Origin of the sequence: Klebsiella sp. P1927 (assembly GCF_018204675.1) — a bacterium.
Lineage (GTDB): Bacteria > Pseudomonadota > Gammaproteobacteria > Enterobacterales > Enterobacteriaceae > Klebsiella > Klebsiella pneumoniae.
The window spans coordinates 2510903-2523024 of record NZ_CP073377.1; the positions used below are offsets into that span (position 1 = coordinate 2510903).

The following is a 12122-nucleotide window of genomic DNA, read 5'->3' on the forward strand; positions in this document are numbered from 1 at the left end:
GTTTATTAGGAACTTTCGCATATCAATATACCGTTATCTCACTTTCCCCACCAGATATTGCATTAATGGAAAACATCCCTTAGATTACCACGGCTAAAAATAGTACCTGCATCATCATTATATTCTTTAATTTATCCAGATATGTTTTTTAATGCCCACAGGGAAGTTATATGACTAATTTTTTGTTCAATATAAAAAATCACTATTTGCGAGTCGCTATTGCTGAACTGGTTGATGAAGCGATGAAGGCCGCCGGGCGGCCACACTATCAGTTTTCTCAACAATGGGATGCAGGATCGATGGCGCAAGCTGATGTGATATTCACGGAAATGGTCGCGGGGGAGTGGTACTTGTGCCAGGATCTTTTTCAGCATGCCCCGGAACAATATACGCTTTTTATTTTCCCGGACAATGAACACGCTACCGTAGATGAGGGTTTACCGAATTGTCTGCAGCATGCGGTATTTATGCCGCCTCACGCTCGCGTTCAGCGGCTGAAAGATGAGATAGCTAACGCCATTGAGCGTCCGCTGCTACCGCGGCAAGACCCGCCGTTCAATCGTCTGCGGCGTTGCATTAATTGCGCCTGCAGGTCGGTCAGCGACGCGCAAACCAAAGTCATTTACGCGTTCAGTATTGGCCTGAGCCCGCATGAAGTCGCCGCTGCGCTAAATATTAGTCCCAAAACGATTCATTCACATAAAAAGAATATTATGAGTAAATTTAATTTGAATAGCCGTCAGCAGTTTAACAACCTTGTGCAACTGCTCGCCAAACGCTGATACAACTCGTCATTTTATTCTGTCAAACAATCATCTTCTGGAACGGAAAACATACCGTCTCTTGCGCCTTTCCTGAATATAGGAAAAGCCACTCCATAAAGAAATGATGGGACATAAAATCAGACACAAAATAATAAAGAAGTCGCTCATATCAAACCTGACAAAAGAATTTAATTTAGAGTGATAATATTCACTCGATTATATTCAGGCAAGACCAGCGCCTCATTTTTGAGAGTGGGAAATAGAATGGTAGGATAATTCCTGGTAGCGAATATTAACAGGTAAAATAAGACGCAGCGCCAGTGTCTGAGGAGGGAATGAGAGGCCTGTTAGCGTCTTTTTGCATTGAGGATGAGAAAAAGATAGCCAAATGTGTAATTCCCTGTACAGTGGAGGGAATCACAAAGTGAAGCTCGCGTTCCGCGTAGCGGACATCACGGTTGGTTGAATGTTTGTACATATCAGCCTCGCCCTCCTTTAGGGTCAGGCCATACTCATCTTGCATGCTGAGCGCGGATGTTCTTACGCCGCGGGAGCGATCGTAACAACTATGCTAACCACCCTGATTTACCGCAGCCAGGTTCATCCTGACCGCCCGCCCGTCGATCTCGACGCTTTAGTCCATCGCGCCAGCAGTAAAAATTTGCCCCTTGGCATCACCGGCATTCTGCTGTTTAACGGCCTGCAGTTTTTCCAGGTCCTGGAAGGGACTGAGGAGGCACTTGAGTCGCTGTTCAGCGAAATCCAAAGCGACCCGCGTCATCGCGACGTAGTGGAGCTGATGCGCGATTACTCAGCCTACCGACGTTTTCACGGCACCGGAATGCGCATACTGGATCTCCGGCTGTTTGAAACCGATGGCGCGCTGGAGGAAATTCTGCGCTTTAGCACGTTTGGGGTCACCGAACCGGTCAACGACCGGATGTTCCGGCTGCTTAGCGCCTTCATTGCCGACGGCGGCCGCTATTGCCTGCCCGAGCCGCTGCAGCCCTCTCGCTGGATGATGATGCCCGCGTCAGGTACGGCCGCGCCGCAGCACCTGCCCGGTCAACCTTGCCAGTTTGCTCTGCAGGCTATTGTCGAGCCGGCTAAAAAGCGAGTTTCTTCCTTTGAGGCTCTGATCCGCAGCCCAACCGGCGGCTCTCCCGTGGAAATGTTTGCCGCCATTGCGGCGGAGGATCGCTACCGTTTTGATCTTGAAAGCAAAGCATATGCATTCGCTCTCGCCGGCCAGCTGCCGCTCGGGAAACATCAGCTGGCGATTAACCTGTTGCCCGGATCGCTGTATCACCACCCTGACGCCGTAGGCTGGCTGATAGACAGCCTGCTGGCGGCCGGCCTCAGACCGGATCAGGTACTGATCGAGGTGACCGAGACAGAGGTGATCACCTGCTTTGACCAGTTCCGCAAGGTGCTCAAAGCCCTGCGCGTCGCGGGCATGAAGCTGGCCATCGACGACTTTGGCGCAGGTTATTCCGGCCTGTCGTTACTGACCCGTTTTCAGCCTGATAAAATCAAAGTGGATGCGGAACTGGTGCGCGATATCCATATTAGCGGCACCAAACAGGCGATTGTCGCCTCGGTCGTCCGCTGCTGCGAGGATCTTGGCATTACGGTGGTGGCTGAAGGTGTCGAAACCCTGGAGGAGTGGTGCTGGCTGCAGTCGGTGGGCATACGCCTGTTTCAGGGCTTTCTCTTTTCCCGACCCTGCCTTAACGGCATCGGGGAGATTTGCTGGCCGGTAGCGCGCCAGGCAATGGACCTGTAAGGCCGCGCCCCCGGGCATCGTCACTGCCAGTGGGCAAGCTTTTCGCTCAGCGCCGCCAGGGCATATCGTACCGCTTTCGCCACCACGGTCTCACAGTCGCCGGCAAAGCACATCCGTTTGGTTTCAGTCTGGCCGCGAAAATTCCAGGCAAACCATACCGTGCCGGCGGGGGTACCATCTTCCCCGCCCTCCGGTCCGGCGTAGCCGCTGACGGCGATGGCGATATCGGCCCCGGCGAGCGCCAGAATACCAGAGGACATCTCCTGAACGCAGGCTTCGCTGACGGCGCTGTGTACCGCCAGGGTTTCCGCGCGAACCTGCAGCACGTTGCGCTTGGCTTCATCGCTGAAGGTCACTACGCCGGTATCATAAAATGCCGCGGTATCCGCCTGGGCACAGAGCGCTGCCGCCAGATTCCCTCCGGTGCAAGACTCCGCCGTGGTCAGTCGCCAACCGCGCGCGATCAGCGCCCGAGCCACTTCAGCGGTTAGTTCATGCGTATTGTTTGCGTCGCTATCGATCTCGTCAGTCATTCTTCCTCCTCGCCGAAATTGAAAGAAATAGCAGACTCACTGCGTCTGTTAACAGAATAGCATATCGATTTCTTTGTCGTCGGGGGGCCATTTATATTTTCAGGGGAAAGGATAAAGGCCCGCAGGGCGGGCCTTTAAGGTAACATCGTCGGAACAACGGTGAATCAAACTTTATGTTCTATCACGCGCCCCTGATTCTCGATCGCAATTTTACGTGGCTTTTCGCTCTCCGGGATTTCCTGGTGGATGGCTATTTTTAAGATGCCGCTATCCAGCTGCGCCTGATTAATTTGGGCGTGTTCAGGAAGAGAGAAACTGAGCTGGAAATTAGCGCGGCGGATACCTTTATAAATCCAGCGTTCACCGCTGTCTGTCGAGGCATCGGTTTCCTGGCGTTTCCCGGAAATATGCAGATTCCCCCCTACGGTTTCTATTTCCAGCTCATCATCTTTCCAGCCAGGCACGCTGACGCTGAGCAGGAAATTGCTGTCGTCGACTTTCTGTAAATCATAAGCCGGTAAAGTGCCCACCGGCGTATCGCCCGTTAACTGGCTGAAAAGACGGTCAATACGATTAAAGCGATCGGCAAAAAGAGAATCAGCAAATACCGGGAGTGCTGACAAGGTTTTGAGTGCCATAATTAACCTCCTGAATATCCATTCAAAAGCTCAACATAAAGGCAAGCATTGCTTGTCCGCTATATAAAATAATATCTAAGGCGCGTTTTTCAAGACCCGAAATAAAAAAATTTTCTTCGCCAGCCTCAGTGAAAAATAAGCATGCCGGTGGCGAAGTTACCCCCGCCCGACGGCGGGGGCTGTGGCGCTTCTGAGTCCCATAACTGATGCTGTTTAACATTCAATAAACAGAAGCGACATGTATATATAACTTGTTTAAGGGGATGTCAACGTCCGAATCGCTCCCCCCTTGCCGTTGTGTATTCTCCCCTTGAACAGCGCGGTTAGCAACCCGGCTGCCTGTCAGAATCCCCTTGCCAACAGCGGCGCTTCGACGTGGTATTCGCCTTGTTGCCGTCAACCGGACGCCGCTGGTGAAAATATACCCGGCCGGGTAAGGAACCTTTCATCCGACACCGTGCCTAATGATCTGCATACGCACTTTCTGAGGCACCGCCATGGCCAGCATTTTTATCTCAACCACCCTGTTCGCCCTCTTCGCGTCGATGTTGATCGGCCTGGGAATGGTGTGGAAAAGCATCTCCAACAATCCTGATAACTGATTCTGTTGTACGCCGTTGCTGTTCACTCTCCGCAGCGGCGGGTCTACCCCGCCCCTTTTTATCAATGACCACCCCAGGTTTCGCTCAGGCGCAATCTCCTCAAGGACCCGCGCCTGCAAAAGGTATTTTTGAAAAAGCAATTCATACAGTGAATAAGTAACCCTGATTAATATATTTGAGACCAGAATTTACGCATGCAATATAAGCAATTTAAGCAGTTTGTGCCAAATTAGCGGTCATGCCCGCGCAACGCTAAAAAATAAGCCATTGATTAATATACCATTAATTTTACTCGCCAGCTCAAAGTCCAAAATTAGACTTATTGCATTTGTTGATTATTAGAAATATCCTAAAGGCATACGCATTTAATGTTCTCCACTTTAAATGCATGACAACTTTCACGATCGCCATGACTATGCCTGATATTTTAATTAACACTGAAAACATATTTCTTAATCGCGGAATTTGCGAACTGCTTAGCGAGATCGCGAAGGAAGAACACATCCGTGAACCGTATTCCGTTGTGGACTATTTCACAGATATATTAGGTCCGATTGATATGCTGTTCACAGAAATGGCCGCTGGTGAACATTATCTATGCCACCCGTTTTTCAAAAAACTTCCTCCGCACACGTCTATTTTTATTTTCGTCGCCACCGACAGCGCTTTGCAGGTTGAACAGTTACCACTTTGTCTTGGCGATGCCACTTTTATCAGCATGAACAGCGACTTGCGCCGCGTAAAAAATCAGATTGCAAAACGTCTGACGGAGTCGACAACATCTAGTTGCGGTGGGCTGGAAAAAGACAGCAGACGCTGTGTCAAATGCCCTCGGTTAACCTTGACCAAATCACAACTTTATATTATCAATGCGATCAGAACGGGAATGAACAATCAGCAGATAGCGCAAAAACTGGGCATCAGTCATAAGACGATCTTCTCTCACAAAATCAATATTATGAAAAAATTCCAAATAGCTACCAAACAAGAGTTAACGAGATTCTCATCTGTTGCTCTTGCGCTTTCCGCAGGAAGGATCGGTTAACGTCGGAATTTATTAAAGCGCATCTTCATTTTTCTTCTTTCTCTAACATAGGACAGGCCAAAAAACAAAGATGTAAACAATAACACCACCGCCAGGACTAATAATAGTAAGTTACTCATAACAACCTTTTAAAAGATAAAGATGACTTTTTAAATAATAAGGGGTGGATATTTTCAAATACAACCCAGCGACAACCATTTCAAACAAAGGTAAAACTCTGTGCGATAATTCTGAAAGATAATAAAAAGAGTAAAAACGATTTCCTTTATCAGACAGGCGTTAGGGTAATAACGATGAAGCATAAACGGACAATGCCAGGCCTAACGCCCAGCGTGTACTGTCGCGACGTCAGGCAAGATGACGGCCTGAAATAATGGTCTACTAACGTGGAAGGAGCGTGGTATTTGGGCAGGTGAAAACACCGTTTTGCAGCTGATCTATACTGTTAGTCAGACATCACGCTGGAGGTGGCTATGTGCGGACGTTTTGCGCAAGCGCAAAGCCGGGAGGAATACCTGGCGCATCTCGTGGAAGCGGCCGAACGAGATATTGCCTGGGACCCGGCGCCTATCGGGCGCTATAACGTCGCGCCCGGGACAAAAGTTTTACTCCTCAATGAACGCGATGAGCAACTCCATCTCGATGCCGTTTACTGGGGCTATGCGCCAGGATGGTGGGATAAACCGCCGCTGATTAATGCCCGGGTTGAGACTGCAGCCTCCAGCAGGATGTTCAAGCCGCTGTGGGAGCACGGACGGGCGATCTGCTTCGCCGACGGCTGGTTTGAGTGGAAAAAGGAAGGAAATAAAAAGCAGCCATACTTTATCCAGCGTAAGGATGACCAGCCAATTTTTATGGCCGCGATTGGTCGGACTCCGTTCGAACGTGGGGACCATGCCGAAGGATTCTTGATCGTGACGGCCGCCGCCGATCGCGGTCTTGTCGATATTCATGACCGTCGGCCGTTGGTCCTGACGCCTGAAGCCGCCCGCGAATGGATGAGGCAGGATGTCACCGGCGCGGAATCGGCGGAGATTGCCAGCGACGGAGCCGTTTCCGCCGACGATTTTACCTGGCACCCGGTAACGCGGGCGGTCGGCAATGTGAAAAATCAGGGGCCCGAATTACTTGCCCCTCTCAGCCCATGACAAACGTAATCAAAGCGGCGGATAACGCATCATATTCAGCGAAGAGATAATTAAATTTTATACCGCCCTGGAGTAGTGCCGAACATCCGACGGAACAAGGCTATGAAGGCACTCACATTGTCATATCCCAGATCCAGCGCTATCGCCGTCACTGGCTTGCCGGCAGCCAGTAGCTCAAGCGCCCTGAGTAAGCGTATCCGCTGTCGCCATTCATTGAAGCTAAAACCCGTTTCGGCTCGGAATCGTCGCGTGAGCGTGCGTGATGACATGCCGGCCCAGGCTGCCCATTCTTCCAACCTGCGCCCGTCGTCCGGGTTTGCTGACAGCGCCTGCGCGATTCTGAGCAATCGGCTATCTTGCGGCATTGGAAGCCCAAGATTAACCCTGGGGAGGGAACCAATTTCATCAAGAATAACGCCAGCTAAACGTTTTTGGGACGCATTAAGCTCTACACCTTGCCATGCAGCCGCTCGCGTTATCGCTTCACGCAGCAGATTTGTCATTGAGAGAACAGATGGCTTATCAGGTAGCTCGCCACAGGCTTTGGCAGAAACATAAACACTCCATCCTGAATATGGACCGTGCGAGCGCAGGCCGTGCGGAACACCTGGCGGTATCCAGACGGCATGTGTTGCCGGTACCACCCAGCGACAATCACCGCCATCGACCGTAAGTAGCCCACGTATGGCACCGATTAACTGCCCACAGCTGTGATGGTGGCGTGGAGTCTCCCGTATTACCTCAGACTGACGTACCGCGACGAGTAAAGTGGGTCCCTGGGGGGAAAACACCGGTTCGAATGGAATCAATGGATCGTGCATATTGGCGTGTTTGAGGCGTTTAATGTCTTTTATACCGTACTGAAGCCAGTTAGTCGATTGTAAAGTATTCATCACTTTCACAGAGGACTAACCATCAAAATGATTACTATTACTAGAGTATTGGATGACATTATCAACCACCAACAGATACCACTGGATCGGATACTCAGTCGCTATTTTAGTCCCGGTTATCGGCAGCGTACTGATAACAAGTGGGAAGGATTAGATGGCTTTGCTCAGCATGCGCGTAGACTCCGGGAAATTATCGCCTTCGCTAAAATTGAGTTACATGACGAACTTCGTAACGGGAATCTTTATGCCACAAGGCATCGCGTTCTGTGCACCAGGCGCAGCGGAGAAGAGGTGGACATGGAAGTTTATATGTTCGCTGAAATAGATGATTCCGGGCGCTTCATTCGTATCGAAGAAGCCACGTTAATGCTTAAAGGGAGAGAGAGCGATAGAGATTTAGGCAGCGTGAGGTAAAAGAAATATAAGGTTACGACTAGATCAGACAAAAAACCGGGCAGCGCGCCCGGTTATCTTGTCAGACTAAAATTGCCCTACGCACTCAACCCGCGATTTTTCAGCATCGGCTCAATCTGCGGATCGTGTCCGCGCCACTGGCGATACAGTTCAGCTAAATCAGTGCTGTTCCCGCGTGATAAAATCGCCTCACGGAAACGCTGACCGTTCTCACGGGTCAAACCGCCCTGCTCCACGAACCATTGATAGCCGTCGTCGGCCAGCATCTGGGTCCACAGATAGGCGTAATAGCCTGCCGCATAGCCGCCGCCGAAGATATGGGAGAAATAGCTGCTGCGATAGCGCGGGGGGACCGCCGCCAGATCCAGGTTCTCTTCCCGAAGCACCAGCTGCTCAAACGCGTCCACCTCCTCCGGTAATGCCGAGGTCGACAGGCTATGCCACCGCATATCGAGTAACGCAGCAGCCAACAGCTCGCTCATGTCGTACCCTTTATTGAAGGTTGCCGCACGCAACATATTGTCGCGTAGCGCCTGCGGCATCGGCTCCCCGGACTGGTAGTGCTTCGCGTAGTGGGCAAACACCTGCGGCTGGCTGGCCCAGTGTTCGAAGATCTGCGAAGGAAATTCGACAAAATCGCGCGGCGTATTGGTCCCCGAGAGACTGGCGTAGCGCTGGCTGGCGAACAGCCCATGCAGGGTATGGCCGAACTCATGAAACAGGGTGATCACCTCATCCCACGACTGCAGCGCGCTTTGCCCTGCCTGCGGGCGGACGTAGTTGCAGACATTGTAGATAACCGGGCGCTGCGCGCGCAGAGTCGACTGTTCGACAAACACATCCATCCATGCGCCGCCGCTCTTTGAGTCACGAGCGTAGTAGTCACCGTAAAACAGCGCCATCCCTTCGCCGTTGTGATCGAAGATCTCCCAGACCCGCACATCCGGGTGATAGACCGGTATATCGAAGCGCTCAACAAAGCGCAGACCAAAGAGCTGCGAGGCCGTCCAGAAGACGCCGTCTTGCAGCACCCGCTCGAGGGCAAAATAGGGTTTGAGCTGCGCGTCATCAATGGCATAGGCAGCCCGCCGCACCTGCTCGCTGTAGTAAAGCCAGTCCCATGCCGTCGCGCGAAAACCCCCGCCTTCGTTGTCGATCACCTGCTGGATGTCCGCCAACTCACGTTCCGCCCTCGCCCGCGCCGCCGGCGCGATCTGACGCATAAAGCCCAATGCCTCCGCCGGGGAAGCCGCCATTTGATCGGTCAGCGCCCAGCTGGCGTAATCAGCGGCTCCCAACAGCTCAGCCTGCTGCGCGCGGATCGCCGCCAGCCGCAGTACCAGGTCGCGCGTATCATGCTCATCGCCCTGCTGATTGCGGGTCCAGCCGGCGGCGAAGAGATTCTCCCGCGTTTGCCGGTCGCGCAGCGCAAGCAGCTGCGGCTGCTGGGTGGTATTGGTCAGCGTCAGCAACCAGCGGTCGCTAAGCCCTCTTTCACGCGCTGCGTCAGCCGCCGCCGCTATCTCCTCATCGCTCAGGCCAGCCAGTTGATGCCGGTAATCAACCACCAGGCCGCCGCTTTTTGCCGCTCCCAGCAGTCGCTGCTGGAACTGACTTTGCAGCGTAGCCGCTTCGGTGTTCAGTGCGCGCAGCGCCGCCTGCTGCTCGGGAGCCAGCGTCGCCCCGGCGTGAACAAAACGTTGCCACGTCAGGGTCAGGAGACGATAGGACTCGCTGTCCAGCGCCAGCGCGTCGCGCTGCTCGTAGACGCTGTTCACGCGCTGAAACAAGGCCGCATTAAGCCAGATGTCATTCCCCAGCTCGGCGAGTTCGGCGGAAAATTGTTCATCCAGTGATTGAATATAAGGATTGGTATGGGCGCCAGCCATGGCGAAAAAGACCCGCGTCACCCGCGCCAGCAGCTGACCACTCTGCTCCAGCGCCTCGAGCGTGTTGGCGAAACTGGCCGGCTGCGGATTGTCGATAATAGCGCGAATTTCGGCCCGCTGCTGCCGGACGCCCTCATCAAACGCCGGGCGATAGTGGCTGTCGTCAATCACATCGAACGGCGGCGCCTGGTAAGGCAACGTACTGACGCTAAAAAAGGGGTTTCGTTCGGACATCTTTCTCTCCTGTACAGGCTAATGCTGTAAGATTAGGCCTCTCCTTAAGGGGTCGCAATGATTTCCGTTACCGGTCGCCGCCTGTGCGTGCTATGGTATGAAAACACAAAAAGCGTTGAGGAACAGTAAGATGATTATCATGGTCACCGGCGCCACCGCCGGTTTTGGTGAAAGTATTACTCGCCGTTTTATCGCTAACGGTCATAAAGTGATTGCCACCGGTCGTCGTGAAGAGCGCCTGAAGACGCTGAAAGACGAGCTGGGCGATAACCTTTATATCGCGCAACTTGACGTCCGCAACCGCGCCGCCATTGAGACGCTGATTGCTGACCTGCCGGCCGAGTGGCAGGCTATCGATGTGCTGGTGAACAACGCCGGCCTGGCGCTTGGTCTGGAGCCGGCGCACCGCGCCAGTGTGGAAGACTGGGAAGATATGATCGACACCAATAATAAAGGGCTGGTGTACATGACCCGCGCCGTGCTGCCGGGGATGGTGGAGCGCAATCGCGGCCATATCATCAATATCGGCTCTACGGCAGGCAGCTGGCCTTACGCCGGCGGAAACGTCTATGGGGCGACCAAAGCCTTTGTCCGTCAGTTTAGCCTCAATCTTCGTACCGACCTGCACGGCACCGCGGTGCGCGTGACCGACATCGAGCCGGGTCTGGTGGGCGGCACCGAGTTTTCTAACGTCCGCTTTAAGGGCGATGACGCTAAAGCCGAAAAAGCTTACGAAAATACCCAAGCGCTAACGCCGGAAGATGTGACCGAGGCGGTCTGGTGGGTCGCCACCCTGCCGAAACATGTCAACATCAACACCCTGGAGATGATGCCGGTGAGTCAGAGCTTTGCCGGACTCAGCGTTCACCGTCAGGGCTAACCGTCAGCCACCCGGCCTGCGGGCCGGGTATGGGCGGAAACGCAAAAAACGCGTAAAATAGTGCGCATAACCCCCTAAAAAGTAACCATCAATGGCCGCAGAATCGCAACTGAATCCGACGCAACCCGTCAATCAGCAAATTTATCGCATCCTCCGCCGGGATATCGTGCACTGCCTGATCCCGCCTGGTACACCGCTGTCAGAGAAAGAAGTCTCCGTGCGTTTTGCGGTGTCTCGTCAGCCGGTGCGCGAAGCCTTCATTAAGCTGGCGGAAAACGGACTTATCCAGATTCGTCCCCAGCGCGGTAGCTACGTCAATAAAATCTCATTGTCGCAGGTGCGTAATGGTTGCTTCGTCCGCCAGGCGATTGAGTGCGCGGTGGTTCGCCGTGCCGCCGGCATGATTAACGAAGAGCAACTTTATCAGCTGGAACAGAATCTTCACCAGCAGCGTATTGCTGTTGATCGGCAGCAGTTAAACGACTTTTTCCTGCTCGATGATGAATTTCACCAGAAGCTGTCGATTATCGCCGACTGTCAGCTGGCCTGGGAGACAGTGGAAAATATTAAAGCCGCCATCGATCGCGTCCGCTATATGAGTCTGGACCATGTCACCTCTCCTGAGATGCTTCTGCGCCAGCATCATGAGATTTTCACCGCGCTGGAAAAACGCGATGCCGAGGCGGTAGAAAAAGCCATGAGTATCCATTTGCATGAAATCAGCGAATCCGTACTGCTGATTCGCCAGGAGAACCGCGACTGGTTTAGTGAAGAATAAGAGTCAGACGGCTGCCGGCATGGCCGACGCAGCCGTCCTCATTGAAGGGATTATCTAACGACCAATACCGGCGTTTTGGCGTAGCGCAGAATTGACTCGGCGTTGGAGCCCAGCAGATGGGTGGAGATCCCCGGTTTGCGGGAACCAATCACAATGACATCGAACTCTTCGTTGTTACTGATAGCCAGAATTTCGTCACGCACGTTGCCAAAGACTACGCGGGTATGGATCCGCGTCATGGGGATGGCGAACAGTCGCGCCACCTCGCGCATTTTTTTCTCCGACTCTTCTTTCATATAGGCTTCAAACTTACGAATATCCGCCGTAAAACCGCGCAATAGCGAACGGCTGCTGTTCGGCAGAACGTTGAGCAAGGTGATCTCGCCATTTTCGGCCGAAGCGAGAAATTCCGCGTGACGCACCGCTTTATCGCTTAAATCCATTTCAAAGACATCAACAGGCAATAAAATTTTTTTATACATGGCCCGTACTCCTTTTGCAGAGAAAGTTCTTTTTCA

The 12122-nt window shown here is 52.8% G+C and carries 18 protein-coding genes; 9 read left to right on the top strand and 9 right to left on the bottom strand.

Annotation, left to right across the window (positions count from 1 at the left end):
* Nucleotides 1–170 precede the first annotated feature (170 nt).
* The gene (gene kbvR, locus KB892_RS12720) at nucleotides 171–782 is read left to right on the top strand and encodes a LuxR family transcriptional regulator KbvR (RefSeq protein WP_002903816.1); all 612 of its coding nucleotides are present in this window, start codon (nucleotides 171–173) and stop codon (nucleotides 780–782) included.
* Nucleotides 783–812: 30 nt separating this feature from the next.
* On the opposite strand, the gene KB892_RS31660 is transcribed toward kbvR, so the two are convergent.
* The gene (locus tag KB892_RS31660) at nucleotides 813–932 is read right to left on the bottom strand and encodes a small membrane protein (protein ID WP_004195995.1); all 120 of its coding nucleotides are present in this window, start codon (nucleotides 930–932) and stop codon (nucleotides 813–815) included.
* A gap of 400 nt (nucleotides 933–1332) precedes the next feature.
* Here KB892_RS31660 and KB892_RS12730 point away from each other — a divergent pair, with 400 nt between their 5' ends.
* The gene (locus KB892_RS12730; RefSeq protein WP_002903812.1) at nucleotides 1333–2550 is read left to right on the top strand and encodes a diguanylate phosphodiesterase; all 1218 of its coding nucleotides are present in this window, start codon (nucleotides 1333–1335) and stop codon (nucleotides 2548–2550) included.
* A gap of 20 nt (nucleotides 2551–2570) precedes the next feature.
* Here KB892_RS12730 and KB892_RS12735 read toward each other — a convergent pair whose 3' ends face one another.
* The 3 genes from KB892_RS12735 to KB892_RS12745 form a co-directional block, all read right to left on the bottom strand.
* The gene (locus KB892_RS12735; RefSeq protein WP_002903810.1) at nucleotides 2571–3083 is read right to left on the bottom strand and encodes a 2-oxo-tetronate isomerase; all 513 of its coding nucleotides are present in this window, start codon (nucleotides 3081–3083) and stop codon (nucleotides 2571–2573) included.
* Between the two features lie 164 nt (nucleotides 3084–3247).
* Nucleotides 3248–3721 carry an Hsp20 family protein gene (locus KB892_RS12740; protein ID WP_002903808.1) on the bottom strand — a complete coding sequence of 158 codons (474 nt, stop codon included), beginning with the start codon at nucleotides 3719–3721 and terminating at the stop codon, nucleotides 3248–3250.
* A 445-nt stretch (nucleotides 3722–4166) separates the two neighbouring features.
* Entirely contained in the window at nucleotides 4167–4268 is a 102-nt protein-coding gene (locus KB892_RS12745; RefSeq protein ID WP_223174615.1) for a hypothetical protein, read from the bottom strand.
* On the opposite strand from KB892_RS12745, the gene KB892_RS31510 reads away from it, so the two are divergent.
* From KB892_RS31510 to KB892_RS12755, 3 genes are all read left to right on the top strand, one after another.
* Nucleotides 4228–4323 (top strand): YnaM/YnfT family protein, encoded by a 96-nt coding sequence (locus tag KB892_RS31510; protein WP_271229884.1) that lies wholly within the window; start codon nucleotides 4228–4230, stop codon nucleotides 4321–4323. The genes KB892_RS12745 and KB892_RS31510 overlap by 41 nt on opposite strands.
* A 219-nt stretch (nucleotides 4324–4542) precedes the next feature.
* Nucleotides 4543–4665 (top strand): hypothetical protein, encoded by a 123-nt coding sequence (locus tag KB892_RS12750; protein WP_004225117.1) that lies wholly within the window; start codon nucleotides 4543–4545, stop codon nucleotides 4663–4665.
* 67 nt (nucleotides 4666–4732) lie between these two features.
* On the top strand, nucleotides 4733–5368 hold the full coding sequence (locus tag KB892_RS12755; RefSeq protein ID WP_004154184.1) for a helix-turn-helix transcriptional regulator: 636 nt from the start codon (nucleotides 4733–4735) through the stop codon (nucleotides 5366–5368).
* On the opposite strand, the gene KB892_RS12760 is transcribed toward KB892_RS12755, so the two are convergent.
* Nucleotides 5365–5487 carry a small membrane protein gene (locus KB892_RS12760; RefSeq protein WP_004143611.1) on the bottom strand — a complete coding sequence of 41 codons (123 nt, stop codon included), beginning with the start codon at nucleotides 5485–5487 and terminating at the stop codon, nucleotides 5365–5367. The two genes, KB892_RS12755 and KB892_RS12760, sit on opposite strands and share 4 nt — an antisense overlap.
* Before the next feature lie 54 nt (nucleotides 5488–5541).
* A complete protein-coding gene (locus tag KB892_RS12765; RefSeq protein ID WP_004219446.1) occupies nucleotides 5542–5670 on the bottom strand; it encodes a hypothetical protein in 129 nt (42 codons plus the stop codon).
* 171 nt (nucleotides 5671–5841) lie between these two features.
* On the opposite strand from KB892_RS12765, the gene KB892_RS12770 reads away from it, so the two are divergent.
* The gene (locus KB892_RS12770) at nucleotides 5842–6516 is read left to right on the top strand and encodes an SOS response-associated peptidase (RefSeq protein WP_002903739.1); all 675 of its coding nucleotides are present in this window, start codon (nucleotides 5842–5844) and stop codon (nucleotides 6514–6516) included.
* Between the two features lie 50 nt (nucleotides 6517–6566).
* Here the strand turns inward: KB892_RS12770 and KB892_RS12775 are convergent, their stop codons facing one another.
* On the bottom strand, nucleotides 6567–7409 hold the full coding sequence (locus KB892_RS12775; RefSeq protein WP_004176283.1) for an AraC family transcriptional regulator: 843 nt from the start codon (nucleotides 7407–7409) through the stop codon (nucleotides 6567–6569).
* A 27-nt stretch (nucleotides 7410–7436) separates the two neighbouring features.
* On the opposite strand from KB892_RS12775, the gene KB892_RS12780 reads away from it, so the two are divergent.
* Nucleotides 7437–7823, top strand: coding sequence for a nuclear transport factor 2 family protein (locus KB892_RS12780; protein ID WP_002903735.1), 387 nt, complete (start codon nucleotides 7437–7439; stop codon nucleotides 7821–7823).
* A gap of 77 nt (nucleotides 7824–7900) precedes the next feature.
* Here KB892_RS12780 and dcp read toward each other — a convergent pair whose 3' ends face one another.
* Nucleotides 7901–9946, bottom strand: coding sequence for a peptidyl-dipeptidase Dcp (gene dcp, locus KB892_RS12785; protein ID WP_004152233.1), 2046 nt, complete (start codon nucleotides 9944–9946; stop codon nucleotides 7901–7903).
* 130 nt (nucleotides 9947–10076) lie between these two features.
* Between dcp and ydfG the strand changes: the two genes are divergently transcribed.
* Both ydfG and KB892_RS12795 read left to right on the top strand, forming a co-directional pair.
* Nucleotides 10077–10826 carry a bifunctional NADP-dependent 3-hydroxy acid dehydrogenase/3-hydroxypropionate dehydrogenase YdfG gene (gene ydfG, locus KB892_RS12790; RefSeq protein ID WP_002903733.1) on the top strand — a complete coding sequence of 250 codons (750 nt, stop codon included), beginning with the start codon at nucleotides 10077–10079 and terminating at the stop codon, nucleotides 10824–10826.
* 91 nt (nucleotides 10827–10917) lie between these two features.
* Entirely contained in the window at nucleotides 10918–11604 is a 687-nt protein-coding gene (locus KB892_RS12795; RefSeq protein WP_002903730.1) for a GntR family transcriptional regulator, read from the top strand.
* A 50-nt stretch (nucleotides 11605–11654) separates the two neighbouring features.
* Here the strand turns inward: KB892_RS12795 and KB892_RS12800 are convergent, their stop codons facing one another.
* A complete protein-coding gene (locus tag KB892_RS12800) occupies nucleotides 11655–12086 on the bottom strand; it encodes a universal stress protein (protein WP_002903728.1) in 432 nt (143 codons plus the stop codon).
* Nucleotides 12087–12122: the final 36 nt, after the last annotated feature.

What these genes read in the sequence shown, in the direction of transcription:
- KB892_RS12760 (WP_004143611.1), bottom strand. Translation starts at nt 5,487, where the DNA reads ATGAGTAACTTACTATTATTAGTCCTGGCGGTGGTGTTATTGTTTACA.
- KB892_RS12740 (WP_002903808.1), bottom strand. Translation starts at nt 3,721, where the DNA reads ATGGCACTCAAAACCTTGTCAGCACTCCCGGTATTTGCTGATTCTCTT.
- KB892_RS12735 (WP_002903810.1), bottom strand. Translation starts at nt 3,083, where the DNA reads ATGACTGACGAGATCGATAGCGACGCAAACAATACGCATGAACTAACC.
- KB892_RS12800 (WP_002903728.1), bottom strand. Translation starts at nt 12,086, where the DNA reads ATGTATAAAAAAATTTTATTGCCTGTTGATGTCTTTGAAATGGATTTA.
- kbvR (WP_002903816.1), top strand. Translation starts at nt 171, where the DNA reads ATGACTAATTTTTTGTTCAATATAAAAAATCACTATTTGCGAGTCGCT.
- KB892_RS12730 (WP_002903812.1), top strand. Translation starts at nt 1,333, where the DNA reads ATGCTAACCACCCTGATTTACCGCAGCCAGGTTCATCCTGACCGCCCG.
- KB892_RS12795 (WP_002903730.1), top strand. Translation starts at nt 10,918, where the DNA reads ATGGCCGCAGAATCGCAACTGAATCCGACGCAACCCGTCAATCAGCAA.
- KB892_RS12755 (WP_004154184.1), top strand. Translation starts at nt 4,733, where the DNA reads ATGACTATGCCTGATATTTTAATTAACACTGAAAACATATTTCTTAAT.
- ydfG (WP_002903733.1), top strand. Translation starts at nt 10,077, where the DNA reads ATGATTATCATGGTCACCGGCGCCACCGCCGGTTTTGGTGAAAGTATT.
- KB892_RS12780 (WP_002903735.1), top strand. Translation starts at nt 7,437, where the DNA reads ATGATTACTATTACTAGAGTATTGGATGACATTATCAACCACCAACAG.
- KB892_RS12765 (WP_004219446.1), bottom strand. Translation starts at nt 5,670, where the DNA reads ATGCTTCATCGTTATTACCCTAACGCCTGTCTGATAAAGGAAATCGTT.
- KB892_RS31660 (WP_004195995.1), bottom strand. Translation starts at nt 932, where the DNA reads ATGAGCGACTTCTTTATTATTTTGTGTCTGATTTTATGTCCCATCATT.
- dcp (WP_004152233.1), bottom strand. Translation starts at nt 9,946, where the DNA reads ATGTCCGAACGAAACCCCTTTTTTAGCGTCAGTACGTTGCCTTACCAG.
- KB892_RS12775 (WP_004176283.1), bottom strand. Translation starts at nt 7,409, where the DNA reads ATGAATACTTTACAATCGACTAACTGGCTTCAGTACGGTATAAAAGAC.
- KB892_RS12770 (WP_002903739.1), top strand. Translation starts at nt 5,842, where the DNA reads ATGTGCGGACGTTTTGCGCAAGCGCAAAGCCGGGAGGAATACCTGGCG.